Below are 26,344 nucleotides of genomic sequence, written 5' to 3' on the forward strand. Positions count from 1 at the left end.
CATTAACTACAATCACCAATGACTTTGTAACTATTTCTTTCGAGCCAGGCCATGCAACGCGACGCACTCCTGACCCAGGACGAGCTGGATTTCATCCAGACCATGCAGCATAACCCGCAGCTTAATGTGCGGGATGCGACGTCGAGCCTGTTGGTCAACGGTGGTTCGCAAATCCGCGATCTGCTCACGCGCCTCGCTGCTCACGAACAAGTGACCATCCAGGCCAACTTCGAAAACCAGCAAATGACCTTCCCGCTGCATCTGGTGGAGGACGAATTCCACGCGCTGCATCTGCGTCTCGGTGTACCCAGCATTTACGAAGACGGCCCGATGATCCGGCCATGGCGTCTGACGCTTGAAGAACCGGTGGCACTGGAAAACGCCAAGGGCCAGCCGGGGGCGATGTGGGTTCACGAGGTATCGCACAAAGGCCTGCTGCTGGAGATGCGCAACAAAACCAAACCGCCGAGGCATTTCGCCCTGTGGTTCAGCCCGTCAGGTTATGAGCGGATCTCCCTGCGTGGCAACTTCGAGCGAGAGACCGAACAGGGTTTCTTTGCCTATGAACTCAGCCAGACCGATGCCGACGAAACCGAACGCCTGCGCCAGTTCATCCTGCAGCAACATCGCCTGACCCACCCTGCCCTGCACACCTGAAACTCACGTATCCAGTTTGCCCGCGAGAAACTGCGTCATGCGCTGACGCATTGTCGCCCCTTCGTTGCCCAGACAGCCAATTGAAGAACCCGCCAGGCTGTCCTGCGCCAGATCCGCGGTATCACCGGCCAGCATCACCTGACAATCGAGGCTCAAGGCCAGACGGTTCAACCGTCGCGGCAAATCGGCTGTCGGAGCGTGATTGGAAAACAGCACCAGCGCCTGCGGCTTGATCCGCTCGCACACCAGCGCCAACTCATCGAATGGCTGACCGGTGGTCAGCACCCGCACCCCGGCGTCATTGCCGCTGAGAAACAACGCGGCGACCAGCAACTCGAGCTCCCGGCACTGACCGGCCAGCGCGCTGACGACCACCTTGCGCGGCTGCGTGCCGCGCAGCACGACGATGCGCTGCAAGACCCGCGCCCGCAGAAATCCATCGAAAAACAGCCACTCGCTGGTCTGGCCGAAGGCGTCCTGGCGCTGCAGCATCTGCAGCCACAAAGGCATGAGGATGTCCTGAAACACCACCGGCAACGCGTAGGACGAGAAGATCTGGTTGTAGACCTGATCCAGCGCCCGGTCGTCAAATGAACTGACGGCGAGTTGCACCTGCTGCTGCCACTGCGCGTAATCAGCCTGTACCAGATCATCGGAAATGATATGGGCCAAGGCTTTCAACGGCTCGGTCCTGGCGAGGATCTTGCCGACCTTGCTCACGGCCACGCCGCGATCAATCCAGTCGACAATGCTGCGCACACGCTCGATTTCGGTCATCGAATACAGACGATGCCCGCTTTCGGTGCGCGTTGGTTGAATCAACCCGTAGCGACGCTCCCATGCACGTAGCGTGACGGGATTCACGCCCGTCAGCCGCGAAACCTCACGAATGGGAAACAGCTCTTCACGCTCGAGCGCGACAGAGGCCTGCGAGGCAGGGTGAATGTCCGTTATGACAGGCATTGTCCGATCAATGTCCTTGATGGTTCTTGGATCCCATTCTATATCCGATGCCCCATCAGCGTTCAAGCAATGATCTGCGACGAACGTCTCTGGTTTAATCACGAAAATCAGGAATAATCCTTGCTTGTTGAAAAGCGCAGGCTCCTACCCCCGCCTGCGTATTGCGAAGTTCCTACCCGGAGCGACGCACTCGGAATACGGAGATACATAATGTCTACTTCCCCCGTCACGCTGATGGTTGCGCGTCGCGTCGCCGACGGCCGCTATCAGGACCTGATGGCCTGGCTGCGCGAAGGCGAACAACTGGCCACAGACTTTCCCGGTTACCTGGGTTCCGGCGTGCTCGCTCCGCCACCCGATGACAACGAATTCCAGATCATTTTCCGCTTCGTCGACGAGCAGACCCTGCACGCCTGGGAGCACTCGGCCTCGCGTACCGCGTGGCTGGCCCGTGGCAGCGATCTGTTTGCACACCCCAAAGAGCACCGCGTCAGCGGCATCGAAGGCTGGTTCGGTGCGGCCGGTCAACGGCCACCACGCTGGAAACAGGCCGTGGCGATCTGGCTGGCGTTCTTCCCGGTGTCGCTGCTGTTCAACTTTGTCCTCGGGCCGCTGCTGGGCGAGATGAGCCTGCTGCCGCGGGTGTTGATCAGCACGGCGTGCCTGACGCCGTTGATGGTTTACTTCTTTATCCCGCTGTCGACGCGGTTGCTGGCGAACTGGTTGAACAGTGTTCCAGCACCTCGACTGCCTGTTGAACCAGTGTCTCAAAACCGCTGAGCGCCCATGTGGGAGCGGGCTTGCTCGCGAAAGCGTCGTGTCAGTTGATGTATCCTTGCCTGGCACACCGCCTTCGCGAGCGAGCCCGGCTCCCACAAAAGCACAGCCCCCGTCTTGCGATAGGTGGGCACCCCGCGTCACTGTTATAGTTTTTACTCCCACCGCGACGCGAGCCGTTCATGACCACTTCTTCCGCCCCGATCCTCATCACCGGTGCCGGCCAGCGTGTCGGTCTGCACTGCGCGCAGCGTTTGCTTGAGGACGGCCATCGGGTCATCTTTACCTACCGCAGCGAACGTCCCGGCGTGCAAGCCCTGCAGGATCTGGGCGCTATCGGCGTGTTCGCGGACTTTTCCAGCGAAGCCGCCATCCTTGCCTTCATCGATGAACTGAAGACCCGCACCGATAGCCTGCGCGCTATCGTGCACAACGCTTCCGAATGGCTGGCGGAAACCCCGGGCCGTGAAGCTGAAGCCTTCTCGCGCATGTTCAACTTGCACATGCTCGCGCCATACCTGATCAACCTGCACTGCGCCGACATGCTCAAGCGCTCGACGCCGGCCGACATTATCCACATCAGCGACGATGTCACGCGCAAGGGCAGCAGCAAACACATCGGTTATTGCGCCAGCAAGGCCGGGCTCGACAGCCTGACCCTGTCCTTCGCCGCACGCTATGCGCCGGCGATCAAGGTCAACGGCATCGCGCCAGCCCTGCTATTGTTCAATCCCGACGACGACGCGGCGTACCGCACCAAGGCGCTGGCCAAATCCGCGCTGGGCATCGAGCCCGGCAGCGAAGTGATCTACCAGAGCCTGCGCTATCTGCTCGACAACCCCTATGTCACCGGCACGACCCTGACCGTCAACGGCGGACGTCACGTCAAATAAGTTGCTGCGCGAGGATCTGCCATGACCCGTTCCCTGCCCGAGAATTACCGCGAGATCCTCATCGGCCTCGGCGAAGATCCCGACCGCGAAGGCTTGCTCGACACGCCGCTGCGCGCGGCGAAAGCCATGCAGTATCTGTGTCACGGCTACGAACAGAGTGTGGATAAGATCGTCAATGGCGCGCTGTTCGCTTCCGACAGCGACGAGATGATCATCGTCGCCGACATCGAGCTCTACTCGTTATGCGAACATCACCTGCTGCCCTTCATCGGCAAGGCCCATGTGGCTTATATTCCGACAGGCAAGGTGCTGGGGCTGTCGAAGATCGCGCGGCTGGTGGACATGTTCGCCCGGCGCCTGCAGATTCAGGAAAACCTCACCCGGCAGATTGCCGATGCGGTGCAACAGGTCACCGATGCCGCCGGCGTCGCGGTGGTCATCGAGGCCCGGCACATGTGCATGATGATGCGCGGTGTCGAGAAACAGAATTCGACCATGAACACCTCGGTCATGCTCGGCGCCTTTCGCGAGTCGAGCAACACCCGCCAGGAGTTCCTGCAATTGATTGGACGGAGCAAGTAAATGTCACAACTTCAACCGGGAATGGCGCGCATCCGGGTCAAGGATCTGCGCTTGCGCACCTTTATCGGGATCAACGAGGACGAGATCCTCAACAAGCAGGATGTGCTGATCAACCTCACCATCCAGTACGCCGCGCAGGAAGCGGTGCGCGACAACGACATCGACCACGCGCTGAACTATCGCACCATCACCAAGGCGATCATCGCCCACGTCGAGGGCAATCGCTTTGCGCTGCTCGAACGCCTGACCCAGGAGTTGCTGGACCTGGTGATGACCAATACCGCGGTGCTGTACGCCGAAGTCGAAGTCGACAAGCCGCATGCGCTGCGGTTTGCCGAGTCGGTGTCGATTACGCTCGCCGCCAGCCGCTGAGCATGTCTGGCGCATCGCGCGCCAGACTTTTATCATCCGCGCCACGAATAGACTGCACAGAGCCCATCATGACCGAGCAACAACGCCTCGAACTCGAAGCCGCCGCCTTCCGCCGGCTGGTCGCTCACCTGGACAGCCGCAAGGACGTGCAGAACATCGACCTGATGAACCTCGCCGGGTTCTGCCGCAACTGCCTGTCCAAGTGGTACAAGGCTGCCGCCGATGAGCAGCAGATCGAGGTCAGCCTCGATGACGCACGCGAAGTGGTTTACGGCATGCCTTACGCCGAGTGGAAAGCCCAATATCAGCAAGAAGCCAGCGCCGAGCAACAAGCGGCGTTCGCCAAAGGAAAACCCAATGAGTGATCTGAACACCCTGCGCGCCAGCCTCAAAAGCGGCGAACACGCTTTCGCCGACACCCTGGCGTTCATCGCCGCTGGTTACGACTATCAGCCTCAGGCGTTCAACAACGGTGGCGTGGAAAACGCCGCCGGGCAGAACGAAGGCTCGTGCAAGACCCTGGGCCTGGCACTGCTGGAAGGCCTGAGCGATGAAGAAGCGCTGCTGGCATTCGGTGAACATTACCGTTCGGTGGTGGCGACGCCTGAGGGCAGCGACCACGGCAATATCCGTGCGCTGATCAAGCACGGTCTGGCGGGTGTGAAGTTCACCGCTCAGCCCCTGACTCGCCGCTGATATCAGATCTAACACCATCCCCTGTGGGAGCGGGCTTGCTCGCGAAGGCGCCGTGTCAGGCGACTTTTCTTTGTCTGAAACACCGCTTTCGCGAGCAAGCCCGCTCCCACAGGGCTATGCGATGTAGCGTAAATACGGGCACAAAAAAAACCGGCCGAAGCCGGTTTTTTTTGTGTCTGCGATTTAGAACGAAGCGTTCTGCAGACCGTCCAGGTAACGCTCGGTGTCCAGTGCCGCCATGCAGCCGGCGCCGGCCGAGGTGATGGCCTGACGGTAAACGTGGTCGGCCACGTCACCGGCAGCGAAGATGCCTTCGACGCTGGTTGCAGTCGCGTTGCCGTCACGCCCGCCCTGCACCACCAGGTAACCGTCTTTCAGGGTCAACTGGCCTTCGAACAGCGAAGTGTTCGGAGTGTGGCCGATCGCGATGAATACGCCGTCGACCTTGATTTCGTCGAAGCTGCCGTCGTTGTTCTTCAGACGCGCACCGGTCACGCCCATGTTGTCGCCCAGCACTTCGTCGAGGTTGGCGTTCAACTTGAGGATGATCTTGCCTTCGGCCACACGGGCGTTGAGCTTGTCGATCAGGATCTTTTCGGCGCGGAAGGTTTCGCGACGGTGGATCAGGGTCACGGTGCTGGCGATGTTGGCCAGGTACAGTGCTTCCTCAACAGCGGTGTTGCCGCCGCCGACCACAGCCACTGGCTTGTTGCGGTAGAAGAAACCGTCGCAGGTCGCGCAGGCCGAAACGCCTTTGCCCATGAACGCTTCTTCCGACGGCAGGCCCAGGTAACGAGCGCTGGCACCGGTGGCGATGATCAGGGCGTCGCAGGTGTAAGTCGCGCTGTCGCCGGTCAGGGTGTATGGCTTGGCAGCGAAGTCCACGGCGTTGATGTGATCGAAAACGATCTCGGTTTCAAAACGCTCGGCGTGCTCGCGCATCCGCTCCATCAGCGCCGGACCGGTCAGGCCGTGAACGTCGCCTGGCCAGTTGTCGACTTCGGTAGTGGTGGTCAATTGACCTCCAGCCTGCATGCCGGTGATCAGCAGTGGCTTGAGGTTGGCACGGGCGGCGTAGACCGCGGCGCTGTAACCGGCAGGGCCGGAACCGAGAATAATCACTCGCGAATGACGGACTTCAGACATGACCTGCTCCTGTTGACCGGGCCGAAAGACTGGCGCGGAACGCCGGACTGCCGGCGGGAATAAAAAAGGACTGTGGATAACCTTGGGGAAGGCATGAGCTCGACAGTCCTGTAAAAAGTTGGGTGCAGCGTATCGAGGGGGGCAAGATTAAGGAAATACGGTTTAACAATCCAGCTCATAGGTGGTCTCTATGCGCAGACTCCGACCAGATCGACGTCTTTGTTACAGTGAATGTCGATCGCTCTGCCGCGCTTTCGCACGCAGTGCAAAGCCGGTAAGGTCGGCGCGTTTTCCCTTGCTCGGAGCACCTTATGCCCGCACCTGTTCTGTCCGGCCCGCAATACCTGCGCGAAGGCCTCAAACTGGTTCTCAGCCCCGGCCTGCGCCTGTTCGTGTTGCTGCCACTGGCAATCAACCTGGTGCTGTTCGTCGGATTGATCTATCTGGCCGGCCATCAGTTCAGCCTGTGGGTCGACAGCCTGATGCCATCGCTGCCCGACTGGTTGAGTTTCCTCAGCTATATCCTCTGGCCGCTGTTCGTGGTGCTGGTGGCGTTGATGGTGTTCTTCACTTTCACCATGCTCGCCAACGTGATCGCCGCGCCGTTCAACGGCTTCCTCGCGGAAAAAGTCGAAGTGGTGGTGCGCGGCACCGACGATTTCCCGGCCTTCAGCTGGGGCGAACTGATCGCGATGATCCCGCGTACCCTCGCCCGGGAAATGCGCAAACTCGGCTACTTCCTGCCCCGGGCAATCGGCCTGTTCATCCTCTCGTTCATCCCGGTGGTGAACATCGTCGCCGCGCCGCTGTGGCTGCTGTTCGGCGTGTGGATGATGGCGATCCAGTACATCGACTACCCGGCGGACAACCACAAACTGGGCTGGAACGAAATGCTCGCCTGGCTGCGCCAGAAGCGCTGGCAGAGCATGAGTTTCGGCGGGATCGTCTATCTGGCGCTGCTGATTCCGGTAGTCAACATTCTGATGATGCCGGCGGCGGTGGCCGGGGCGACATTGTTCTGGGTGCGTGAACGGGGTGCGGAGAACCTCGTCACGCAGCGCTAGGCCGCTCCCAGACAGCCAGTCACAAATCCATCATCCGAACGTCACAGGCACGACATGGCCTCAGCCGACACTGAGGTCATGACGACAGCTCTGCATATCACCCTGATCAGCGAAACCTTCCCACCGGAAATCAACGGGGTGGCCAATACCCTTGGCCGCTTGTGCGATGGCTTGCGCGCGCGTGGACATCAGGTGGAGCTGGTGCGCCCGCGTCAGGCGGGCGATCCGCAGCGCGTCGAGGACGATGCCTTGCTGTTGTGCCGGGGCTGGCCATTGCCGGGTTATCCCGGTCTGCAATGGGGTCAGTCGTCGATGCACAAGTTGCTGCGGCGCTGGAAACGCCAGCGCCCGGATGTGCTGTACATCGCCACCGAAGGCCCGCTCGGTTTGTCGGCATTGCGCGCGGCACGGCGTCTGGGGATCTCGGTGGTCAGTGGCTTTCACACCAATTTTCAGCAGTACACCAATCAGTACGGGCTGAGTTTGCTGACGCGCTTGCTCACGCATTATCTGCGCTGGTTTCACAACCGCTCGGCGATGACCCTGGTGCCCAGTGTCAGTCAGCGCCTGGAACTGGAGCGTCGGCATTTCGATCGCCTTGCCCTGCTGTCCCGTGGCGTGGACAGCCAGTTGTTTCACCCGGCCAAGCGCCTGAACGGCTTGCGTGAACAATGGGGTTTGTCCGAGCAGGACATCGCGGTGATTCACGTCGGACGTCTGGCCCCGGAGAAGAACCTCAGCCTGCTCAAGCGCTGCTTCGACACCCTGTGCAGCACTTATCCACAGCGCAATCTGAAGCTGATCGTGGTCGGCGACGGGCCGCAACGTCTGGCGCTGGAAAAGCAAATCCCGCAGGCGATCTTCTGTGGTTCACAACGCGGCGAAGCTTTGGCGGCGCACTATGCGTCCGGCGATATCTTTCTGTTTCCGAGCATGACCGAAACCTTCGGCAACGTGGTACTTGAAGCACTGGCGTCCGGTCTGGGGGTGGTGGCTTACGATCAGGCTGCGGCGGCGCAGCACATCCGTCACGGCTACAACGGCGTGTTGGCGATGCCCGGGGATGAGGAAGCGTTTTGCGATGCGGCGGCGTGGTTATTGGAAGAGGACGAGCGCTTGCGCTGTGTGCGTCTGAATGCGCGGCAGCATGCCAGTCGCCAGGGCTGGGCGGCGATCATCGAGCAGTTTGAAAAGCATTTGCGTGGCGCGTGTGTGCGGGAGCAGGTGTTGCCGAATGCGCAGACATTGCCTTAGATAATCGTCGACTCTGATGCCCTCTTCGCGAGCAAGCCCGCTCCCACATTTGGAATGCATTTCAAAATGTGGGAGCAGGTGGTGCCGAATGCGCAGGCATTGCCTTAGATATCGTCGACTCTGATGCCCTCTTCGCGAGCAAGCCCGCTCCCACACTTGGAATGCATTTCAAAATGTGGGAGCGAGCTTGCTCGCGAAGGGGTCGGTAATGGCGACGCTTAAACCAGGGTCATCAACGCCTCACGGCTGAACGGCAGAATGTCCTGCTCACGCCCTTCACGGACTTTCAGCGCCCAGTCCGGATCCACCAGCAGCGCACGGCCAACCGCCACCAGATCGAATTCGTCGTTGTTCAGACGCTCCAGCAGTTTCTCCAGGCTCGCCGGTTGCGCGACTTTATCGGTGTTGACCATGAACTGCAGGAACTCGCCGTCCAGACCGACGCTGCCCACGGTGATGGTCGGTTTGCCGGTCAGCTTGCGCGTCCAGCCCGCCAGGTTCAGCTCGGAACCATCAAATTCAGGCTCCCAGAAACGCCGCGTCGAGCAGTGGAAAATGTCCACCCCAGCGTCGGCCAACGGCTTGAGGAATTCGCCCAGCGCCTCCGGGGTCTGCACCAGACGCGCGGTGTAATCCTGCTGCTTCCACTGCGAAAAACGGAAGATGATCGGGAAGCCTTCACCGACTGCCGCACGCACCGCTTGAATCAACTCGATGGCGAACCGCGAACGGTTGGCCAGGCTGCCGCCGTATTCATCGGTGCGCTGGTTGCTGCCTTCCCAGAAGAACTGGTCGATCAGATAGCCGTGGGCGCCGTGGATTTCCACGCCGTCCATACCGATGCTTTGCGCATCCTTCGCCGCTTGGGCGAAAGCACCGATCACGTCCTGAATGTCCTGTTTGGTCATGCCGTGCACCACGACCTGGCCATCCTTGAGTTTTTCCGTCGGGCCGTAAGCCGGGACGCTGGCGTCCGGCTCGGTGCCGATGCGGCGCACGCTGCCGACGTGCCACAGTTGCGGAACAATCTTGCCGCCCTCAGCGTGTACCGCATCAACCACCTTCTTCCAGCCGGCCAGTGGCGCTTCGCCGAAGAACTGCGGCACGTTCGGGTAACCGTTGGAAGCCTTATGACCGACGGTGGTGCCTTCGGTGATGATCAGACCAACACCGGCCGCAGCGCGGCGACGGTAGTACTCGATCACTTTGGAATTGGGTACGCCACCTGGGGAAAACGAGCGGGTCATCGGCGCCATGACCACACGGGTCGGCAGTTCGAGGGCACCGAGGTGGAACGGTTTGAACAGGGCTTGAACCGGCATTGGAAGGCTCCACAGGGAATGACTTTATGACGGCGATAATATGAACAGTCCGTGCCTTTGAACAGCACTATTGATCTGAATGATTAAGGGTCAAAAGTCAGGCAAAAAAAATCGCAGCTCGATGGCTGCGATTTTTGTGTTTCAGCCCAGCGCTTTTTCAATCGCGTGGACAATGGTCGGATCATCCGGCGGCGTGCGCGGCGAGAATCGCGCCAATACCCGGCCATCCTTGCCGAGCAGGAATTTCTCGAAGTTCCAGGTGATATCCCCCGGAAACTCTGCGCCCTCGCCCGCCAGCAAGCGGTACAGCTGATGACGATCATGGCCGTTGACTTCAAGCTTGCTCGACAACGGAAACGTCACACCATAGTTCAGGCTGCAGAACTCCTGGATTTGCTGTTCGGTACCTGGCTCCTGACCGGCAAACTGATTGCACGGCAGGCCCAGCACACTGAAGCCTTTGTCTTTGAATTGCTGATAGAGGTTTTCCAGTGCCGCGTACTGTGGGGTCAAGCCGCATTTGGAGGCGACGTTGACCACCAGCACGACTCGGCCCTTGAAAGGCGCCAGCGGTAGCTCCTGACCATCCAGGGCTGTCAACTTAAGGTCGTGAAAAGCACTCATGACGTACTCCAGGGATTCCCGTGTTCTACTCGAAACAGCCACTTGGCGAGGCCACCAAGGACAGCCGCGGACTAAAAAGGCGCCCGCAGGCGCCTCTCCAGTACTCGAAGCTTAGCGCAGAAAATCAGTGGTGATGGCCACCTTCGCCATGGACGTGGCCATGAGCGACTTCTTCCTGGCTGGCATCACGAACGGCAACGACCTTCACTTTGAAGTTCAGGCGCTGACCGGCCAGTGGGTGGTTACCGTCGACGGTGACGTCGTCGCCGTCCAGGTCACGAATGGTCACGATCTGCATCTGGCCGTCCGGCGCCGAAGCGTGGAACTGCATGCCGACTTCCAGCTCGTCAACGCCTTCGAACATGCTGCGGCTCAGGGTGCTGACCAGTTCAGCGGCGTATTCGCCGTAAGCGTCTTCCGGCTCAACGGAAACTTCCAGCTCGTCACCGACAGCTTTGCCTTCCAGAGCTTTTTCCAGGCCCGGGATGATGTTGCCTGCGCCTTGCAGGTAGACCAGCGGAGCGCCGCCGGCGGAGCTGTCGATGACCTCACCAGCGTCGTTGGTCAGGGTATAGTCGATGGAGACAGCCTTATTGGCGGCGATCAGCATGGGGCGAGACCTTTTGCATAAGAATATAGAAAGGCCAAGTTTAGCGAAGCAATCGCGCGAAAGCGAACACAACCCGGACAAACGGGATTCGACGATCACCGGCTTCCATCAGGATGAAGACGGTCACTGGGTGGCCGAGCTTTCCTGTGGCCACACCCAGCACCTGCGTCACCAGCCGCCATGGCAATCGCGGGCCTGGGTTCTTGATCCGGCGCAACGTATTGAAAAAATAGGCCAACCCTTTGCCTGCGGTTGGTGCGCACAAGGCTCGGTTAGCGATAACCTTGGCGACTGAATTGCGGTAGGCGGTCACGTATAGATCGCCACCATTGCCATGCACCCTTAGAGAATCCGCATGCAAACTTTTTTTATCGCGCCCACCGATTTTGGCGTGGGTCTGACCTCCATCAGCCTCGGGCTGGTGCGTACCCTGGAGCGGGCCGGACTGAAAGTCGGCTTCTTCAAACCGATTGCCCAGCCGCATCCGGGCGATACCGGGCCTGAGCGTTCCACCGAACTGGTGGCGCGCACCCACGGCCTGAAACCGCCGCAGCCACTGGGCCTGGCCCACGTCGAGCGGATGCTCGGCGACGGCCAGCTCGATGAGTTGCTCGAAGAAATCATCGCCCTTTATCAGCAAGCCGCCATCGGTAAAGACGTGCTGGTGGTCGAAGGCATGGTACCGACCCGCAGCGCCAGTTACGCCGCGCGGGTCAACCTGCACCTGGCCAAGAGCCTCGATGCCGAGGTGATTCTGGTCTCGGCGCCGGAAAACGAAGTGCTCGCCGAACTCTCCGGCCGCGTCGAATTGCAGGCGCAGCTGTTCGGCGGCCCGAAAGACCCGAAAGTCCTCGGCGTGATCCTCAACAAGGTCAAGACCGATGAAAGCATGGACGCTTTCGCCACACGTCTGAAGGAGCATTCGCCGCTGTTGCGCAGCGGTGATTTCCGTCTGCTCGGCTGCATTCCGTTCCAGCCCGAACTCAACGCACCGCGCACCCGTGACGTCGCCGACCTGATGGGCGCGCAGGTGCTCAACGCCGGCGACTATGAAACCCGGCGCATGACCAAAATCATCATCTGCGCGCGCACCATGCGCAACACCGTGGAGCTGCTCAAACCCGGCGTGCTGGTGGTGACCCCGGGTGACCGCGACGACATCATTCTTGCGGTCAGCCTCGCGGCGTTGAACGGCGTACCGCTGGCCGGGCTGTTGCTGACCAGCGACACCCTGCCCGATCCGCGCATCATGGACTTGTGCCGAGGCGCGTTGCAGGCCGGTCTGCCAGTGTTGTCGGTGAGCACCGGCTCCTACGACACCGCCAACCTGCTCAATGGCCTGAACAAGGAAATCCCCATTGATGACCGCGAGCGCGCGGAGATCATCACCGATTTCGTCGCCAGCCACCTCGACGCCAAGTGGCTGCATCAACGCTGCGGCACGCCGCGGGAAATGCGCCTGTCACCCGCGGTATTCCGCTATCAACTGATTCAACGGGCGCAGTCGGCGAACAAACGTATCGTCCTGCCTGAAGGCAGCGAGCCGCTCACCGTGCAAGCGGCAGCAATCTGCCAGGAGCGCGGCATCGCCCGTTGCGTGTTGCTGGCCAAACCTGAAGATGTCGAGGCGGTGGCCCGCGCGCAAGGTATCGAGTTGCCGCCGGGGCTGGAGATTCTCGATCCGGACCTGATCCGCGAGCGCTACATCGAGCCGATGGTCGCCCTGCGCAAAAGCAAAAGTCTCAACGCACCGATGGCCGAACAGCAACTGGAAGACACCGTGGTGATCGGCACCATGATGCTCGCGCTGGATGAGGTCGACGGTCTGGTCTCGGGCGTGATCAACACCACCGCCAACACCATCCGCCCGGCCCTGCAACTGATCAAGACCGCACCGGGCTGCACGCTGGTGTCGTCGGTGTTCTTCATGCTGTTCCCCGAAGAAGTGCTGGTCTACGGCGACTGCGTGATGAACCCACACCCGAGCGCAACAGAACTGGCCGAGATCGCTCTGCAAAGCGCCGACTCGGCTGCCGCATTCGGCATCACCCCGCGCGTGGCGATGATCAGTTACTCCAGCGGCGAATCGGCCAGCGGCGAAGAAGTCGAGAAAGTCCGCGAAGCCACCCTGCTCGCCCACGAGCAACAGCATTCGCTGCTGATCGACGGCCCGCTGCAATACGACGCCGCTGCCAACGCAGACGTCGCCCGGCAACTGGCACCGAACAGCCAGGTGGCCGGTCGCGCCACGGTGTTCGTGTTCCCCGACCTGAACACCGGCAACACCACCCACAAAGCCGTGCAGCGCAGCGCAGACTGCGTCAGCCTCGGCCCGATGCTGCAAGGCCTGCGCAAACCGGTGAACGACCTGCCGCGCGGCGCGCAGGTCGACGACATCGTCTACACCATCGCCCTGACCGCGATCCAAGCCGCCAACCGACCTATGGATGTGTAAATGCTGGACTTCCTGCCCGCCCCGATTCGCGGCTTGATCGCCGCGCTGCTGTTGGCGCTCAATACGATTCTGCTGTGCTCGTTCCTGTTCTGCGTGGCGCTGATCAAAGTGCTGCCCTTCGACCTCGCCCGCCGCGCCTCACTGTGGCTGATGAGCCACACCCACGAAGCGTGGATCAGCAACAACAAAGCCTGGATGAACCTGGTGCGCCGCACGCGCTGGCACATCAGCGGCCTGCAAGGTCTGGACTACCAACACTCGTACCTGATCACCAGCAACCACCAGAGCTGGGTCGACATCCTGGTGCTGCAATACGTGCTCAACCGCCGGATCCAGCCGCTGAAATTCTTCCTCAAGCAGGAGCTGATCTGGGTCCCGGTGATCGGTCTGGCCTGGTGGGCGCTGGGTTTCCCGTTCATGAAGCGCTACTCCAAGGCCTACCTGGAAAAGCACCCGGAAAAGAAAGGCAAAGACCTCGAAACCACGCGCAAGACCTGCGCGAAATTCCGCAACAACCCGGTGGGGATTTTCAACTTCGTCGAAGGCACACGCTTCACCGAAGGCAAACATGCGCAACAGCAGTCACCGTTCAAATACCTGCTCAAACCCAAGGCCGGCGGCATCGCGTTTGTGCTCGATGCCATGGGCGAACAGTTGGAGTCGATCGTCAACGTGACCATTCACTACCCGGGCGGGCGCCCGGGTTTCTGGGATCTGCTGTGCGGCAACGTGCGCGACGTGGTGGTGCACTTTGAAGAACTGAAAATCCCACCGGCATTCATCGGCAAGAACTACGACCAGGACGGCGAATATCGCCTGCAATTTCAGGGCTGGATCAACCAGCTGTGGCAGGACAAGGATGCGCTGCTGGAACAGATGCACCGAGAATTCGCAGACAAACGCTAATCCCCTGTAGGAGTGAGCCTGCTCGCGATAGCGGTGGATCAGCCACTCCCAATGCTGAATGACACACCGCTATCGCGAGCAGGCTCACTCCTACAGTTGGATCAAGTGTATTCAGTTAGAGATTGGTCGGCTCGCAGGCCGCCATCGCTGGCAAGCCAGCCCCCACATTGGGATTGGGTGCATTCAGTTGGGGATTGATTGGGGGCAGGCCGCTTTCGCGAGCAGGCTCGCTCCTACAGTTTTGGGTTGGGTGCATTCAGTCAGGGATTGGTCGGCTGTCAGGCCGCCATCGCGAGCAGGCTCGCTCCTACAGTTGGATTGGGTGTGTTCAGTTGGGGATTGGTCGGCTGTCAGGCCGCCATCGCTGGCAGGCCAGCTCCCACAAAATCAAGATCAAAAGATCGCAGCCTGCGGCAGCTCCTACAGGGAAGATAAGTACAACCCGTACGCGGCGCATGCCGCCCCACTCCAGGATGAGCGCAAGCTCGGCTGTCGCTCTTGATCTTGATCTTGATCTTGATCCACAGGCGACGTCGGAAGGCTGAGCGGAGGGATTGATCCGGGGGTGGGAGCGCAGCGACCGTTTGGCGCAGCCAAACACAGCGAGAGGAGGTGCAGCGAAGCAAACCGTAGGCGCTGCGCCCGGATCAATCCCGCAGCGAAGGGACCCCGAGCCCCAGCGAGCGGGCCGAACGCAGGAGCAAGCCTTTTTGGTTACTTTTTCGGCGTCTGGAAAAAGTGACCCGCCGTAAGGGCGGACCCCCAAGCCGCCGTTACCACAGCAACGGATATACACCCAAAACCCCAAGAGCATGGTCGGCCCAAAGGCCGCCACCGCCAAAAACCAAATACCCCCTAATAAAAAAGCCCGCCGATGATCACTCATCCACGGGCTCTTCATTTCCAGCTAACGCTTAAATCGCGCCACGCTGACGCAGCAGATCCAGCACTTGCTTAACGCTTTCTTCCAACGACAACGACTGCGTGTCGATCACCAGATCAGCATTCAGCGGCACGTCATACGGGAACGACTCACCCGGAATATTATCGCCACCGGCAGCATACAAGCCCTGCGGATCACGCTCGGCACACACCGCCGGCGAAGCCTGCACATAAACCGTCAGCAGACGCTCCTTACCGATCAGATCCTTGGCCTGTTCACGACCTTCAGCACTCGGCGCAACAAACGCCGCCAGGGTCAACAGACCGGCCTCGTTGAACTGACGCGCCACATGCGCGGCACGCCGCCAGTTCTCGGTGCGGCCAGCACGATCCTGCGGCAGCCCCTTGTTCAGGTCGTGACGCAGATTCTGACCATCCAGCACAAACACCGCACGGCCCATGTCGAACAGCTTGCGCTCGACCGCATAGGCCAGCGTGCTCTTGCCCGCGCCCGAAAGACCGCTGAACAACACGGTAGCCGGCTGCTGGCCGAAGCGCTGGGCACGTTCCTCAGTGGCAACGTGAGCCAGTTTGCCGTGGTGCGAGGCAGTCCCGTGAGCCACTGGCTGAGCGATGATCATGCCGGCGCCGACGGTGCCATTGGTCAGACGATCGATGACGATGAACGCGCCGGTGGTGCGGTTGCTGTCGTAACCGTCGAGGGCGATCGGCGCGTCGAGCGCGATCTTCACCTTGCCGATTTCGTTGAGCTGCAACGCGCTCGCCGGGCCTTCTTCGAGGGTGTTCACGTCGACCTTGTTGACGATGCTGGCGATCGAGCCCGGCACATAACTGGTCGCGCGTTTGATGTCGTATTTCTTGCCCGGCAACATCGGCTCTTCAGCCATCCACACCAGCATCGCTTCGAAGCTGTCGGTGACCGGCGGCACGTTGTCGGCATGCACCAGCAGGTCGCCACGGGAGATGTCGATTTCGTCTTCCATGGTCAGCGTCACCGCTTGACCAGGGCCGGCCTGCTCCAGTTCACCTTCGAAGGTGACGATGGATTTGACGCGACTGCTCTTGCCCGACGGCAGAACCACCACTTCGTCGCCCTTGTGCACGATGCCGCTGGCGAGGGTGCCAGCGAAACCGCGGAAGTTCAGGTTCGGACGGTTGACGTACTGCACCGGGAAACGCAGATCGGTGAAGTTGCGGTCGCCCGCCACTTCCACGGTCTCGAGGATTTCCATCAGCGACTGGCCTTTGTACCAAGGCGAGCGCTCGGACTTGTTCACCACGTTGTCACCCTTGAGGGCAGACATCGGCACGAAGTGCATGCTGGTCGGCTTCATCTTCAAGCCTTCGGCGAACTTCAGGTAGTCGGCCTTGATCGACTCGAACACGCCTTCATCGAAGTCTTTCAGGTCCATCTTGTTGATGGCGACGACGATGTGCTTGATGCCGAGCAACGAGGCGATGAAGCTGTGGCGACGGGTCTGGGTCTGCACGCCGTAACGGGCGTCGACCAGGATGATCGCCAGGTCACAGGTGGACGCACCGGTGGCCATGTTGCGGGTGTACTGCTCATGGCCAGGGGTGTCGGCGATGATGAATTTGCGTTTGGCGGTGGAAAAATAGCGGTAGGCAACATCGATGGTGATGCCCTGTTCACGCTCGGCCTGGAGGCCGTCGACCAGCAATGCCAGGTCGATGTCGTCACCGGTGGTGCCGACTTTCTTCGAATCGCGAGTGATGGCTTCCAGGTGATCTTCGTAGATCATCTTGGAGTCGTGCAGCAGGCGTCCGATCAGGGTGCTCTTGCCGTCATCGACGTTACCGCAGGTCAAAAAGCGCAGCAGCTCTTTACGCTCGTGCTGGCCCAGGTAGGCGAGGATGTCCTCGCTGATCAAATCAGATTGGTGCGACATGACAACCCCTTAGAAATAACCCTGACGTTTCTTGTCTTCCATCGAGCCTGCGCCATCGTGGTCGATGACCCGGCCCTGGCGCTCGGAAGTTCGCGTCAGGAGCATTTCCTGAATGATGTCCGTGAGGGTTTCAGCCTCGGACTCCACCGCGCCCGTCAACGGGTAGCAGCCAAGGGTACGGAAACGCACTTTCTTTTTGACGATGCGTGCCTTGTCCTCGTCGGACAGGTGTTCGAGGATACGGTCGTCGTCGATCATGATCAGCGTGCCGTTCTTCTCGATCACTTCACGCTCGGCGGCGAAGTACAGCGGCACGATCGGGATGCCTTCGAGGTAGATGTACTGCCAGATGTCCAGTTCAGTCCAGTTCGACAACGGGAATACACGAATGGATTCGCCCTTGTTGACCTTGCCGTTGTAGACGTTCCACAGCTCCGGACGCTGGTTCTTCGGGTCCCAGCGATGCTTGCTGTCGCGGAACGAGTACACACGCTCCTTGGCGCGGGACTTCTCTTCATCGCGACGGGCGCCGCCGAACGCTGCGTCGAAACCATGCTTGTCGAGCGCCTGCTTCAGGCCCTCGGTCTTCATGATGTCGGTGTGCTTGGCGCTGCCGTGGGTGAACGGGTTGATGTTCTGCGCCACGCCATCGGGGTTGATGTGAGTGATCAGGTCCAGGCCCAGCTCTTCGACCATCTTGTCGCGGAACTTGTACATCTCCTGGAATTTCCAGCGAGTGTCGACGTGCATCACCGGAAACGGCAGTTTGCCCGGGAAGAACGCCTTGCGTGCCAGATGCAGCATCACGGCGGAGTCTTTACCGATGGAGTACAGCATCACCGGGTTGTCGAACTCGGCGGCCACCTCGCGGATGATGTGGATGCTTTCCGCCTCCAGCTGTTTCAGATGCGTCAGTTTGTCGACCATGGCTACTCACGAAAGCTTTCTTATGAACGGCCAGCGGGCCGTGTTCGAGCGGGGAATCCTAGCACAGCGACCTCTTCTAATCAGGACGCCTACTAGATCGAAAGGGCATATGAATATGCCCACCAGTTCGGCCGTGAAACGCTGTTCCTGTGGGAGCGGGCTTGCTCGCGAAGGCGGAGGATCAGTCAAAATCATTGTTGAATGACACACCGCTTTCGGGAGCAAGCCCCCTCCCACACTGGACAGATGTTTAGTCTCAGATCGGATTCGGGCAGTCGATGAAGATGTGTTCGAGGGCAAAACGCTTCGCCAGATAATCGCCCAGCGCCTGCACGCCATAACGCTCGGTGGCATGGTGGCCGGCGGCGATGAAGCTGATGTCGTTTTCCCGAGCGCTGTGGAAGGTCTGCTCGGAGGCTTCACCGCTGAGGAACAGATCAACACCCGCCGCCACGCCCTGGTCGATATAGCCCTGCCCGCCACCGGTGCACCAGCCAACCCGGCGGATCATCGCACTGCCTTCGACCAGCAGCGGTTCGCGGCCCATGACCTCTTGAACCTTGCGCGCGAAATCACGGGGGGTCATCGGCTCATTCAACGAGCCAACCAGCCCGACAATCTTCAGATTGTCCGGGTCCAGCGGCCCTTCGACGGTGATGTCCAACTGCCGCGCCAGTTGCACGTTGTTGCCGACTTCCGGATGCAGGTCCAGCGGCAGGTGATAGGCGAGCAGACTGATGTCGTGCTTGAGCAGCGTCTTCAGGCGCCGCTGCTTCATGCCGGTGATGCACGGGTTCTCGCCCTTCCAGAAATAGCCGTGATGCACCAGCACCAGATCGGCCTCGGCTTCCACCGCGGCATCGAGCAACGCCTGACTGGCAGTCACGCCGCTGACGATACGCATCACCTGCGGACGGCCTTCGACCTGCAGGCCGTTGGGGCAGTAATCGGCGATTTTCGCACTGCCGAGGTAACGGTCGGCTTCTTCGACCAGGGTGCTGAGGGCGACGGCCATGAAAGACTCCTAAATATCCCGTTCAGAGGCACGCGCGGCCTCGTATAATGCGCGACATTATGGGCGGTCTGACCCCGCCTGCAACTTTTCCAGGACGTGCTTAATGCTCAAGGCGCTGCGTTTTTTCGGCTGGCCGCTGTTGGCCGGTGTGCTTATCGCTCTGTTGATTATTCAACGTTACCCGCAGTGGGTCGGGCTACCCAGCCTCGACGTCAACCTGCAACAGGCCCCGCAAACCACCAGCGTGCAGCAGGGGCCGGTGTCCTATGCGGACGCAGTGGTCATCGCCGCACCGTCGGTGGTCAACCTCTACACCACCAAGGTCATCGCCAAACCGGCGCATCCGCTGTTTGAAGATCCGCAGTTCCGGCGCTTCTTCGGTGACAACTCGCCGAAGCAGAAACGCATGGAATCGAGCCTCGGCTCCGGCGTGATCATGAGCCCGGAAGGCTACATTCTGACCAACAACCACGTGACCACCGGCGCCGACCAGATCGTGGTGGCGCTCAAGGACGGTCGTGAAACCCTCGCCCGCGTCATCGGCAGCGATCCGGAAACCGACCTCGCGGTACTGAAGATCGACTTGAAAAACCTGCCGGCAATCACCGTCGGCCGCTCCGACAGCATTCGCATCGGCGACGTCGCGCTGGCCATCGGCAACCCGTTCGGCGTCGGCCAGACCGTGACCATGGGCATCATCAGCGCCACCGGGCGCAACCAGCTGGGCCTGAACAACTACGAAGACTTCATCCAGACCGACGCGGCGATCAACCCTGGCAACTCCGGCGGCGCACTGGTCGATGCCAACGGCAACCTCACCGGGATCAACACCGCAATCTTCTCCAAGTCCGGCGGCTCGCAGGGCATCGGTTTTGCGATACCGGTGAAACTGGCGATGGAAGTGATGAAGTCGATCATCGAGCACGGTCAGGTGATTCGTGGCTGGCTCGGTATTGAAGTGCAGCCGCTGACCCAGGAACTGGCCGAGTCGTTTGGCCTGTCCGGGCGTCCGGGAATTGTCGTGGCGGGGATCTTCCGCGATGGCCCGGCACAGAAGGCCGGCCTGCAACTGGGTGACGTGATTCTGAGTATCGACGGCGAACCGGCCGGTGATGGCCGCAAGTCAATGAACCAGGTGGCGCGGATCAAGCCGACCGACAAGGTGACCATCCAGGTCATGCGCAACGGCAAGGAACTGAAGCTGACCGCTGAAATCGGCCTGCGTCCGCCGCCGGCGCCGGTCAAAGAAGAAGAGTAAGCCGCCAGTACAAATCAATGTGGGAGCGAGCCTGCTCGCGAAGAGGTCGTCACAATCAACAATGATGTTGAATGACCAACCGTTTTCGCGAGCAGGCTCGCTCCCACAGGTTCAGCAATGCTTTCAGAGGTCGCCGAGGCAGTCGATCAGCGCCTGATTCTGCTCCGGCGTGCCGATCGAAATCCGCAGGAACTGGGCAATCCGCTCCTGCTTGAAGTGACGCACGATCACGCCCTGCTCGCGCAACTTGGCCGCCAGCCCCGCCGCATCGTGTTGCGGGTGACGGGCGAAGATGAAGTTCGCCGCCGACGGCAGCACTTCAAAGCCCTTGGCCTGCAATTGCGCGATCACCCACTCACGACTTTCGATGACCAGACGGCAGGTCTTGTCGAAATACTCGCGATCCTCGAACGCCGCCGCCGCACCGACAATCGCCAGGCGATCCAGCGGATAGGAGTTGAAGCTGTTCTTGATTCGCTCCAGCGCTTCGATCAGATCCGGATGACCCACCGCCAGACCAACGCGCAGCCCTGCCAGCGAGCGCGACTTGGACAGGGTCTGGGTCACCAGCAGGTTCGGGTAACGATCCACCAGGCTGATCGCGGTTTCGCCGCCGAAGTCGATGTACGCCTCATCCACCACAACCACCGAATCCGGGCTGGCCTTGAGGATCTGCTCGACCGCTTCCAGTGCCAGCAGGCAACCGGTCGGTGCGTTCGGATTCGGGAAAATGATCCCGCCGTTCGGTTTGGCGTAGTCCGCCGGGTTGATCTGGAACTGCGCGTCCAGCGGCACGGCATCGAACTGGATGCCGTACAGACCGCAATACACCGGATAGAAGCTGTAGCTGATGTCCGGGAACAGCAGCGGCTGCTCGTGTTGCAGCAGACCGTGGAAGATGTGCGCCAGCACTTCGTCCGAACCGTTGCCGAGGAACACCTGATTGCTCTGCACGCCGTAGTAGTGGGCGACAGCGGTTTTCAGCAGATCGCTGTTCGGGTCCGGGTACAGGCGCAGGTTGTCGTTGAGCTCGGTCTGCATCGCTGCCAGTGCTTTGGGCGACGGGCCGTAGGGGTTTTCGTTGGTATTGAGCTTGACCAGTTTGGTCAGCTTCGGCTGTTCGCCCGGCACATACGGCACCAGATCCTTGACGAACGGGCTCCAGAATTTACTCATGTTCACTCCCCCTGCCCTTGCAGAAAGTCTGCATCTTTAATGCGATATTCGGCGCTGCGTGCGTGCGCGCTGAGGGATTCGCCGCGCGCCAGCACCGAAGCGGTCTTGCCCAGCTCGGAAGCGCCGGCCTCGGAGCAGAAGATGATCGACGAACGTTTCTGGAAGTCGTACACACCCAGTGGCGAGGAGAACCGCGCAGTGCCGGAGGTCGGCAGCACGTGGTTCGGGCCGGCGCAGTAGTCGCCCAGTGCCTCGGAGGTGTGGCGGCCCATGAAGATCGCGCCGGCGTGACGGATCTGCGGCAACCACGCTTGCGGGTCGGCGACCGACAGCTCCAGGTGTTCCGGGGCGATGCGGTTGGCGACTTCGATGGCTTGCGCCATGTCACGCACGTGGATCAGCGCACCACGGCCATTGATCGAGGTTTCGATGATGGTCGCGCGGTCCATGGTCGGCAGCAGTTTGTCGATGCTGGCGGCGACCTTGTCGAGGAACTCGGCGTCCGGGCTGACCAGAATCGCCTGGGCGTCTTCGTCGTGCTCGGCCTGGGAGAACAGGTCCATGGCGATCCAGTCCGGATCGGTCTGGCCATCGCAGACCACGAGAATTTCCGACGGGCCGGCGATCATGTCGATGCCGACCTGACCGAACACGTGACGCTTGGCGGTGGCGACATAGATGTTGCCCGGGCCGACCACCTTGTCCACCTGTGGCACGCTTTCGGTGCCGTAAGCCAACGCGGCAACCGCTTGCGCGCCGCCGATGGTGAACACCCGGTCAACGCCGGCAATGCAGGCCGCCGCCAGCACCAACTCATTGATTTCACCGCGCGGGGTCGGCACGACCATGACCACTTCGGTCACGCCAGCGACCTTGGCCGGAATCGCGTTCATCAACACCGACGACGGGTACGACGCCTTGCCGCCCGGCACATACAGGCCGGCGCGATCCAGCGGCGTGACCTTCTGCCCGAGCACGGTGCCGTCGGCCTCGGTGTAGCTCCAGGAATCCTGTTTCTGTTTTTCGTGATAGCTGCGCACCCGCGCCGCGGCTTTTTCCAGCGCCTCGCGCTGTGCCACGGTGATGCGAGTCAGGGCCAGTTCCAGACGCTCGCGCGGCAGGATCAGGTCAGCCATCGACGCCACTTCGAGGCCGTCGAACTTCTGGGTGAACTCGACCAGAGCCGCGTCACCGCGCTCGCGCACAGCCTTGATGATGTCCAGCACGCGCTGATTGACCGAGTCGTCAGACACACTTTCCCAGCTCAGCAGATGATCCAGATGATGCGCGAAATCCGGGTCAGCAGCGTTGAGTCGGCGAATTGCAGTCGGTGCGGTCATAGCGAGAGCCTCATAGGAATGGCAAAAACTCAGGCGCCCTAACTTAGCAGTCGTTTCCGCTTGGGCACCTGAGATTCTGGCTATGAGGCGGATAGACGGGCGCGACTCAAGGTCGCGCAGGTACATCAGCCGCGGTGTCGCGATTCCACTGCCTTGCGCAGGGTATCGATCAACGCCTGGATTCGGGCGTGTTGCATCTTCATCGAAGCCTTGTTGACCACCAGGCGCGAGCTGATCGTGGCGATCAGTTCCTGGGGTTCCAGGCCATTGGCACGCAGGGTGTTGCCGGTGTCGACCACGTCGATGATCTTGTCGGCCAGACCGATCAACGGCGCCAGTTCCATCGAGCCGTAGAGCTTGATGATGTCGACCTGACGGCCCTGCTCGGCGTAGTAACGCTTGGCGACGTTGACGAACTTGGTCGCCACACGCAGACGGCCCTTGGGCTCGGCCGCGCCGATCTTGCCGGCGGTCATCAGCTTGCACTGGGCAATCTGCAGATCCAGCGGCTCGTACAGGCCCTGGCCGGTGTATTCCATCAACACGTCTTTACCGGCGACGCCGAGGTCGGCCGCGCCATGCTCGACATAGGTCGGCACGTCGGTGGCACGCACGATCAACAGACGTACGTCATCCTGAGTGGTGGGGATGATCAGCTTGCGGCTCTTGTCCGGATTCTCGGTCGGCACGATGCCCGCTTCAGCGAGAAGCGGCAGGGTGTCGTCAAGGATGCGGCCCTTGGACAGTGCGATGGTCAACATGGGAAACGTCAGTCCTTATCAAGGTACTCATGTCCGGTCGCAATCGGCGCCGGACACACATCGAGCCGGATACCGGCTCGACTCGAAACGAATTCAGTGGACACTTCCCTGTGCCCAGTGCAGCTACTAGCCCGGAACGCGACGGATCTTGGCGCCCAGCATCTGCAGTTTTTCTTCGATGCACTCGTAACCACGGTCGATGTGGTAGATGCGGTCGATCAGCGTGTCGCCTTCGGCCACCAGTGCCGAGATCACCAGGCTGGCCGAAGCACGCAGGTCGGTGGCCATCACTGGCGCGCCCTTCAGGACTTCAGTACCGGTGACGATCGCAGTGTTGCCTTCGACCTGGATCTTGGCGCCCATGCGGTGCAGTTCGTAAACGTGCATGAAACGGTTTTCGAAGATCGTCTCGATCACTGCGCCGGTGCCTTCGGCAATGGCGTTGAGCGAGATGAACTGGGCCTGCATGTCGGTCGGGAACGCCGGGTACGGCGCGGTGCGCACGTTGACCGCTTTCGGGCGCTTGCCGTGCATGTTCAGCTCGATCCAGTCTTCACCGCTGGTGACTTCAGCGCCGGCTTCACGGAGCTTTTCCAGAACGGCTTCGAGGATGGTCGGATCGGTGTCCTTGACCTTCACGCGGCCACCGGTGACCGCAGCGGCCACCAGGTAGGTGCCGGTTTCGATACGGTCAGGCATGACCTTGTAGAAGCACGAACCCAGACGCTCGACGCCATCGATGGTGATGGTGTCGGTGCCGGCGCCGGAAACCTTGGCGCCCATGGCGTTGAGGAAGTTCGCCAGGTCAACCACTTCCGGCTCGCGCGCGGCGTTCTGCAGGACGCTGCGGCCCTTGGCCAGGGCAGCTGCCATCATGATGTTTTCGGTACCGGTCACACTGACGGTATCGAAGAAGAAACTTGCGCCGCGCAGGCCGCCTTCAGGCGCCTTGGCCTTGATGTAGCCGCCTTCGACGTCGATCACCGCGCCCATGGCTTCGAGGCCACGGATGTGCAGGTCGACCGGACGCGAACCGATGGCGCAACCGCCAGGCAGGGCGACTTCGGCTTCGCCGAAACGCGCAACCATCGGGCCCAGTACCAGGATCGAGGCACGCATGGTTTTCACCAGTTCGTACGGTGCGATCAGGGTCTTGATGGTGCGTGGATCGATTTCGACGCTGAGTTTCTCGTCGATCACCGGCTCGATGCCCATGCGACCGAACAGCTCGATCATGGTGGTGATGTCGTGCAGGTGCGGCAGGTTGCCAACGGTCACCGGGCCATCGCACAGCAGGGTGGCAGCCAGAATCGGCAGGGCGGAGTTCTTCGCCCCGGAGATACGGATTTCGCCATCAAGACGAACGCCACCGGTAATAATCAATTTATCCATAAGAATCTCGACGCCCTTGGGCTCAGGTGCGCTCGGCCCAGGCCGCGCGGCTGAAAAATTTCATAGTGACCGCATGGATGCTGCCATCGGCGATCCACGGGTTCAAATGGGCATAGATGCTCTGCTGACGCTTGACCGGGCTTAACGCCGCCAGTTCATCGCTAATCACGTTCAGCTGAAAGTTGCAGCCTTCGCCTTCAACTTCCACCTGCGTTCCTGGCAGCTTCCCTTCAAGGAAGCTCTTCACTTCTACGGCCTGCATGCTCAACCTCAATCGGCGCCCTGTGCGCACGGGTCGGACATCATACAAAAAAGCCCCGCGCCTGCGAACCCCGCATTGGCAGGACTCTGACGGGGGGCTTTTTTATCGATGCGGGTTCAGGGGTGCGCCAGCAACTCGGTCAGTTCACTGACCTGAGCGATCTCGCGCATGTCTTCCGGCATCGCGCGGATGCTGACGGCCTTGCCGGCCGCCTGGGCATCGCGCATGAAGCACAGCAGCAAGGACAAGCCGACGCTGCTGGACTTCTTCACTGCCGAGCAATCGATGACCAGCGACGTCGCCTTGCTGGACTTGATCAGCGCCTGGCCTTCCTTGCGCAGGTCGGGACCTGTGCGGTAATCCAGTACTCCGCTGAGCAATAGCTCGTCGACGTCACTCATACGTATTGCCGCCTCACTCATTGCGCTGGCTTCGCGGCAGCTTTGTCGGTTTCTTCCTTGGCCTTGGCCACTTCACCGGCCCAACCATTGATGGTCTTGTCCAGATCGTTGCCATTGCGCTGCATCGCATCGGCGAACTGGTCACGGAACAGCTTGCCAATGTTGATGCCGTTGATGATCACGTTGCGCAGCTTCCACTCGCCGTTGATCTTCTCCAGCGTGTATTGCACTGGATAGATCGCGCCGTTGTTGCCCTTGACGGTCATGCCGACGCTGGTGCGATCGCCGGACTCATCCTTGGCAGGATCAACGGTAATGCCCTGGTTGTTGTACTCAAGCAAAGCGTTGCCATAGAACTGGAACAGACCGCGTTTGAAGTTTTCCTGGAACGTCTGCATCTGCGCAGGCGTGGCCTTGCGCGAATACTTGACGGTCATGATGCTCTTGGAAATGCCCTCGGCATCCACCACGGGACCGACAATGGTGTTCAGCGCCGTGTAAAAGTCCTGCGGATCCTTCTTGTACTTCTCTTTATTGGCCGACAGGTCGGCCAGCATCCGGTTCGTGGTGTCCTGAACCAGATCGTGCGCCGACTGTCCAGGCGCAGCGTTAGCCAGCAGTGGCAGTGTCGCGAGCAACACCAACAGGCCACGTCGCAAGGTAGAGATCATTCAAAAG

28 protein-coding genes are annotated in these 26,344 nt (G+C 60.6%); 13 read left to right on the forward strand and 15 right to left on the reverse strand.

The window, feature by feature from the left end; all coding sequences use genetic code 11:
• Positions 1–51 precede the first annotated feature (51 nt).
• Entirely contained in the window at positions 52–657 is a 606-nt protein-coding gene (locus tag JFU48_RS02605) for a hypothetical protein (protein ID WP_003221742.1), read from the forward strand.
• Positions 658–660: 3 nt separating this feature from the next.
• On the opposite strand, the gene JFU48_RS02610 is transcribed toward JFU48_RS02605, so the two are convergent.
• A complete protein-coding gene (locus tag JFU48_RS02610; protein WP_201135782.1) occupies positions 661–1,620 on the reverse strand; it encodes a MerR family transcriptional regulator in 960 nt (319 codons plus the stop codon).
• Between the two features lie 210 nt (positions 1,621–1,830).
• Between JFU48_RS02610 and JFU48_RS02615 the strand changes: the two genes are divergently transcribed.
• From JFU48_RS02615 to JFU48_RS02640, 6 genes are all read left to right on the forward strand, one after another.
• On the forward strand, positions 1,831–2,400 hold the full coding sequence (locus tag JFU48_RS02615) for an antibiotic biosynthesis monooxygenase (RefSeq protein ID WP_201135783.1): 570 nt from the start codon (positions 1,831–1,833) through the stop codon (positions 2,398–2,400).
• Positions 2,401–2,579: 179 nt separating this feature from the next.
• Complete coding sequence (folM, locus tag JFU48_RS02620) at positions 2,580–3,290, forward strand: dihydromonapterin reductase (RefSeq protein ID WP_201135784.1); 711 nt, start codon at positions 2,580–2,582, stop codon at positions 3,288–3,290.
• Between the two features lie 21 nt (positions 3,291–3,311).
• Positions 3,312–3,872 carry a GTP cyclohydrolase I FolE gene (gene folE / locus JFU48_RS02625; RefSeq protein ID WP_103485805.1) on the forward strand — a complete coding sequence of 187 codons (561 nt, stop codon included), beginning with the start codon at positions 3,312–3,314 and terminating at the stop codon, positions 3,870–3,872.
• Positions 3,873–4,244, forward strand: a complete 372-nt coding sequence (gene folX, locus JFU48_RS02630) for a dihydroneopterin triphosphate 2'-epimerase (protein WP_003221732.1) — start codon at positions 3,873–3,875, stop codon at positions 4,242–4,244.
• Between the two features lie 68 nt (positions 4,245–4,312).
• Positions 4,313–4,609: a DUF1244 domain-containing protein gene (locus JFU48_RS02635; RefSeq protein ID WP_003221730.1), complete on the forward strand. Its 297-nt coding sequence runs from the start codon at positions 4,313–4,315 to the stop codon at positions 4,607–4,609.
• A complete protein-coding gene (locus JFU48_RS02640) occupies positions 4,602–4,940 on the forward strand; it encodes a HopJ type III effector protein (protein WP_102900671.1) in 339 nt (112 codons plus the stop codon). The genes JFU48_RS02635 and JFU48_RS02640 overlap by 8 nt, the downstream gene beginning before the upstream one ends.
• 183 nt (positions 4,941–5,123) lie before the next feature.
• Here JFU48_RS02640 and trxB read toward each other — a convergent pair whose 3' ends face one another.
• A complete protein-coding gene (gene trxB, locus JFU48_RS02645) occupies positions 5,124–6,086 on the reverse strand; it encodes a thioredoxin-disulfide reductase (RefSeq protein WP_003221727.1) in 963 nt (320 codons plus the stop codon).
• Between the two features lie 311 nt (positions 6,087–6,397).
• Between trxB and cysZ the strand changes: the two genes are divergently transcribed.
• Together cysZ and JFU48_RS02655 are read left to right on the forward strand one after the other, a co-directional pair.
• Entirely contained in the window at positions 6,398–7,150 is a 753-nt protein-coding gene (cysZ, locus tag JFU48_RS02650; RefSeq protein WP_007968036.1) for a sulfate transporter CysZ, read from the forward strand.
• Between the two features lie 54 nt (positions 7,151–7,204).
• Entirely contained in the window at positions 7,205–8,404 is a 1,200-nt protein-coding gene (locus JFU48_RS02655; protein ID WP_201135785.1) for a glycosyltransferase family 4 protein, read from the forward strand.
• A gap of 218 nt (positions 8,405–8,622) precedes the next feature.
• Here the strand turns inward: JFU48_RS02655 and JFU48_RS02660 are convergent, their stop codons facing one another.
• The 3 genes from JFU48_RS02660 to JFU48_RS02670 all read right to left on the reverse strand — a co-directional run bounded on the left by JFU48_RS02660 (position 8,623) and on the right by JFU48_RS02670 (position 10,960).
• Positions 8,623–9,726, reverse strand: coding sequence for an NADH:flavin oxidoreductase (locus tag JFU48_RS02660; RefSeq protein ID WP_003221722.1), 1,104 nt, complete (start codon positions 9,724–9,726; stop codon positions 8,623–8,625).
• 141 nt (positions 9,727–9,867) lie between these two features.
• Positions 9,868–10,350, reverse strand: coding sequence for a glutathione peroxidase (locus JFU48_RS02665; RefSeq protein WP_103486179.1), 483 nt, complete (start codon positions 10,348–10,350; stop codon positions 9,868–9,870).
• 124 nt (positions 10,351–10,474) lie between these two features.
• Positions 10,475–10,960 carry an FKBP-type peptidyl-prolyl cis-trans isomerase gene (locus tag JFU48_RS02670; RefSeq protein WP_003221719.1) on the reverse strand — a complete coding sequence of 162 codons (486 nt, stop codon included), beginning with the start codon at positions 10,958–10,960 and terminating at the stop codon, positions 10,475–10,477.
• Here JFU48_RS02670 and JFU48_RS02675 point away from each other — a divergent pair.
• From JFU48_RS02675 to JFU48_RS02685, 3 genes are read left to right on the forward strand one after another with little or no spacing between them, the layout of a single operon-like run.
• A complete protein-coding gene (locus JFU48_RS02675) occupies positions 10,929–11,255 on the forward strand; it encodes a DUF3565 domain-containing protein (RefSeq protein WP_080593221.1) in 327 nt (108 codons plus the stop codon). The genes JFU48_RS02670 and JFU48_RS02675 overlap by 32 nt on opposite strands.
• A gap of 60 nt (positions 11,256–11,315) precedes the next feature.
• The gene (gene pta, locus JFU48_RS02680; RefSeq protein ID WP_003221718.1) at positions 11,316–13,415 is read left to right on the forward strand and encodes a phosphate acetyltransferase; all 2,100 of its coding nucleotides are present in this window, start codon (positions 11,316–11,318) and stop codon (positions 13,413–13,415) included.
• Entirely contained in the window at positions 13,416–14,321 is a 906-nt protein-coding gene (locus JFU48_RS02685) for an acyltransferase (protein WP_201135786.1), read from the forward strand.
• 914 nt (positions 14,322–15,235) lie between these two features.
• Here the strand turns inward: JFU48_RS02685 and cysN are convergent.
• The 3 genes from cysN to JFU48_RS02700 form a co-directional block, all read right to left on the reverse strand.
• Complete coding sequence (gene cysN, locus JFU48_RS02690) at positions 15,236–17,134, reverse strand: sulfate adenylyltransferase subunit CysN (RefSeq protein WP_003221716.1); 1,899 nt, start codon at positions 17,132–17,134, stop codon at positions 15,236–15,238.
• A 9-nt stretch (positions 17,135–17,143) separates the two neighbouring features.
• On the reverse strand, positions 17,144–18,061 hold the full coding sequence (gene cysD, locus JFU48_RS02695; protein ID WP_003221715.1) for a sulfate adenylyltransferase subunit CysD: 918 nt from the start codon (positions 18,059–18,061) through the stop codon (positions 17,144–17,146).
• 256 nt (positions 18,062–18,317) lie between these two features.
• Entirely contained in the window at positions 18,318–19,076 is a 759-nt protein-coding gene (locus JFU48_RS02700; RefSeq protein WP_003221714.1) for a Nif3-like dinuclear metal center hexameric protein, read from the reverse strand.
• A 103-nt stretch (positions 19,077–19,179) separates the two neighbouring features.
• On the opposite strand from JFU48_RS02700, the gene algW reads away from it, so the two are divergent.
• Positions 19,180–20,334 carry a Do family serine endopeptidase AlgW gene (algW, locus tag JFU48_RS02705; protein ID WP_045122296.1) on the forward strand — a complete coding sequence of 385 codons (1,155 nt, stop codon included), beginning with the start codon at positions 19,180–19,182 and terminating at the stop codon, positions 20,332–20,334.
• Positions 20,335–20,457: 123 nt separating this feature from the next.
• On the opposite strand, the gene hisC is transcribed toward algW, so the two are convergent.
• The 7 genes from hisC to JFU48_RS02740 form a co-directional block, all read right to left on the reverse strand.
• Positions 20,458–21,510, reverse strand: coding sequence for a histidinol-phosphate transaminase (gene hisC, locus JFU48_RS02710; RefSeq protein ID WP_201135787.1), 1,053 nt, complete (start codon positions 21,508–21,510; stop codon positions 20,458–20,460).
• 2 nt (positions 21,511–21,512) lie between these two features.
• On the reverse strand, positions 21,513–22,850 hold the full coding sequence (gene hisD / locus JFU48_RS02715; protein ID WP_003221712.1) for a histidinol dehydrogenase: 1,338 nt from the start codon (positions 22,848–22,850) through the stop codon (positions 21,513–21,515).
• A gap of 125 nt (positions 22,851–22,975) precedes the next feature.
• Positions 22,976–23,611, reverse strand: coding sequence for an ATP phosphoribosyltransferase (hisG, locus tag JFU48_RS02720; RefSeq protein ID WP_003221711.1), 636 nt, complete (start codon positions 23,609–23,611; stop codon positions 22,976–22,978).
• A gap of 126 nt (positions 23,612–23,737) precedes the next feature.
• Positions 23,738–25,003 carry a UDP-N-acetylglucosamine 1-carboxyvinyltransferase gene (gene murA, locus JFU48_RS02725; protein WP_045122295.1) on the reverse strand — a complete coding sequence of 422 codons (1,266 nt, stop codon included), beginning with the start codon at positions 25,001–25,003 and terminating at the stop codon, positions 23,738–23,740.
• Positions 25,004–25,025: 22 nt separating this feature from the next.
• Positions 25,026–25,265, reverse strand: a complete 240-nt coding sequence (locus JFU48_RS02730) for a BolA family protein (RefSeq protein WP_003221710.1) — start codon at positions 25,263–25,265, stop codon at positions 25,026–25,028.
• Between the two features lie 116 nt (positions 25,266–25,381).
• Positions 25,382–25,687 (reverse strand): STAS domain-containing protein, encoded by a 306-nt coding sequence (locus tag JFU48_RS02735; protein ID WP_201135788.1) that lies wholly within the window; start codon positions 25,685–25,687, stop codon positions 25,382–25,384.
• Positions 25,684–26,337 carry an MlaC/ttg2D family ABC transporter substrate-binding protein gene (locus JFU48_RS02740; RefSeq protein WP_003221707.1) on the reverse strand — a complete coding sequence of 218 codons (654 nt, stop codon included), beginning with the start codon at positions 26,335–26,337 and terminating at the stop codon, positions 25,684–25,686. The genes JFU48_RS02735 and JFU48_RS02740 overlap by 4 nt, the downstream gene beginning before the upstream one ends.
• Between the last annotated feature and the right edge of the window lie 7 nt (positions 26,338–26,344).

The organism is Pseudomonas sp. TH49 (assembly GCF_016650625.1).
Taxonomy (GTDB): Bacteria; Pseudomonadota; Gammaproteobacteria; order Pseudomonadales; family Pseudomonadaceae; genus Aquipseudomonas; species Aquipseudomonas fluorescens_H.

Bases quoted from the DNA above. Each gene is read 5' to 3' on its own strand.
- JFU48_RS02605 (WP_003221742.1), top strand. From the start codon at position 52: ATGCAACGCGACGCACTCCTGACCCAGGACGAGCTGGATTTCATCCAG.
- JFU48_RS02610 (WP_201135782.1), bottom strand. From the start codon at position 1,620: ATGCCTGTCATAACGGACATTCACCCTGCCTCGCAGGCCTCTGTCGCG.
- JFU48_RS02615 (WP_201135783.1), top strand. From the start codon at position 1,831: ATGTCTACTTCCCCCGTCACGCTGATGGTTGCGCGTCGCGTCGCCGAC.
- folM (WP_201135784.1), top strand. From the start codon at position 2,580: ATGACCACTTCTTCCGCCCCGATCCTCATCACCGGTGCCGGCCAGCGT.
- folE (WP_103485805.1), top strand. From the start codon at position 3,312: ATGACCCGTTCCCTGCCCGAGAATTACCGCGAGATCCTCATCGGCCTC.
- folX (WP_003221732.1), top strand. From the start codon at position 3,873: ATGTCACAACTTCAACCGGGAATGGCGCGCATCCGGGTCAAGGATCTG.
- JFU48_RS02635 (WP_003221730.1), top strand. From the start codon at position 4,313: ATGACCGAGCAACAACGCCTCGAACTCGAAGCCGCCGCCTTCCGCCGG.
- JFU48_RS02640 (WP_102900671.1), top strand. From the start codon at position 4,602: ATGAGTGATCTGAACACCCTGCGCGCCAGCCTCAAAAGCGGCGAACAC.
- trxB (WP_003221727.1), bottom strand. From the start codon at position 6,086: ATGTCTGAAGTCCGTCATTCGCGAGTGATTATTCTCGGTTCCGGCCCT.
- cysZ (WP_007968036.1), top strand. From the start codon at position 6,398: ATGCCCGCACCTGTTCTGTCCGGCCCGCAATACCTGCGCGAAGGCCTC.
- JFU48_RS02655 (WP_201135785.1), top strand. From the start codon at position 7,205: ATGGCCTCAGCCGACACTGAGGTCATGACGACAGCTCTGCATATCACC.
- JFU48_RS02660 (WP_003221722.1), bottom strand. From the start codon at position 9,726: ATGCCGGTTCAAGCCCTGTTCAAACCGTTCCACCTCGGTGCCCTCGAA.
- JFU48_RS02665 (WP_103486179.1), bottom strand. From the start codon at position 10,350: ATGAGTGCTTTTCACGACCTTAAGTTGACAGCCCTGGATGGTCAGGAG.
- JFU48_RS02675 (WP_080593221.1), top strand. From the start codon at position 10,929: ATGGAGACAGCCTTATTGGCGGCGATCAGCATGGGGCGAGACCTTTTG.
- JFU48_RS02670 (WP_003221719.1), bottom strand. From the start codon at position 10,960: ATGCTGATCGCCGCCAATAAGGCTGTCTCCATCGACTATACCCTGACC.
- pta (WP_003221718.1), top strand. From the start codon at position 11,316: ATGCAAACTTTTTTTATCGCGCCCACCGATTTTGGCGTGGGTCTGACC.
- JFU48_RS02685 (WP_201135786.1), top strand. From the start codon at position 13,416: ATGCTGGACTTCCTGCCCGCCCCGATTCGCGGCTTGATCGCCGCGCTG.
- cysN (WP_003221716.1), bottom strand. From the start codon at position 17,134: ATGTCGCACCAATCTGATTTGATCAGCGAGGACATCCTCGCCTACCTG.
- cysD (WP_003221715.1), bottom strand. From the start codon at position 18,061: ATGGTCGACAAACTGACGCATCTGAAACAGCTGGAGGCGGAAAGCATC.
- JFU48_RS02700 (WP_003221714.1), bottom strand. From the start codon at position 19,076: ATGGCCGTCGCCCTCAGCACCCTGGTCGAAGAAGCCGACCGTTACCTC.
- algW (WP_045122296.1), top strand. From the start codon at position 19,180: ATGCTCAAGGCGCTGCGTTTTTTCGGCTGGCCGCTGTTGGCCGGTGTG.
- hisC (WP_201135787.1), bottom strand. From the start codon at position 21,510: ATGAGTAAATTCTGGAGCCCGTTCGTCAAGGATCTGGTGCCGTATGTG.
- hisD (WP_003221712.1), bottom strand. From the start codon at position 22,850: ATGACCGCACCGACTGCAATTCGCCGACTCAACGCTGCTGACCCGGAT.
- hisG (WP_003221711.1), bottom strand. From the start codon at position 23,611: ATGTTGACCATCGCACTGTCCAAGGGCCGCATCCTTGACGACACCCTG.
- murA (WP_045122295.1), bottom strand. From the start codon at position 25,003: ATGGATAAATTGATTATTACCGGTGGCGTTCGTCTTGATGGCGAAATC.
- JFU48_RS02730 (WP_003221710.1), bottom strand. From the start codon at position 25,265: ATGCAGGCCGTAGAAGTGAAGAGCTTCCTTGAAGGGAAGCTGCCAGGA.
- JFU48_RS02735 (WP_201135788.1), bottom strand. From the start codon at position 25,687: ATGAGTGAGGCGGCAATACGTATGAGTGACGTCGACGAGCTATTGCTC.
- JFU48_RS02740 (WP_003221707.1), bottom strand. From the start codon at position 26,337: ATGATCTCTACCTTGCGACGTGGCCTGTTGGTGTTGCTCGCGACACTG.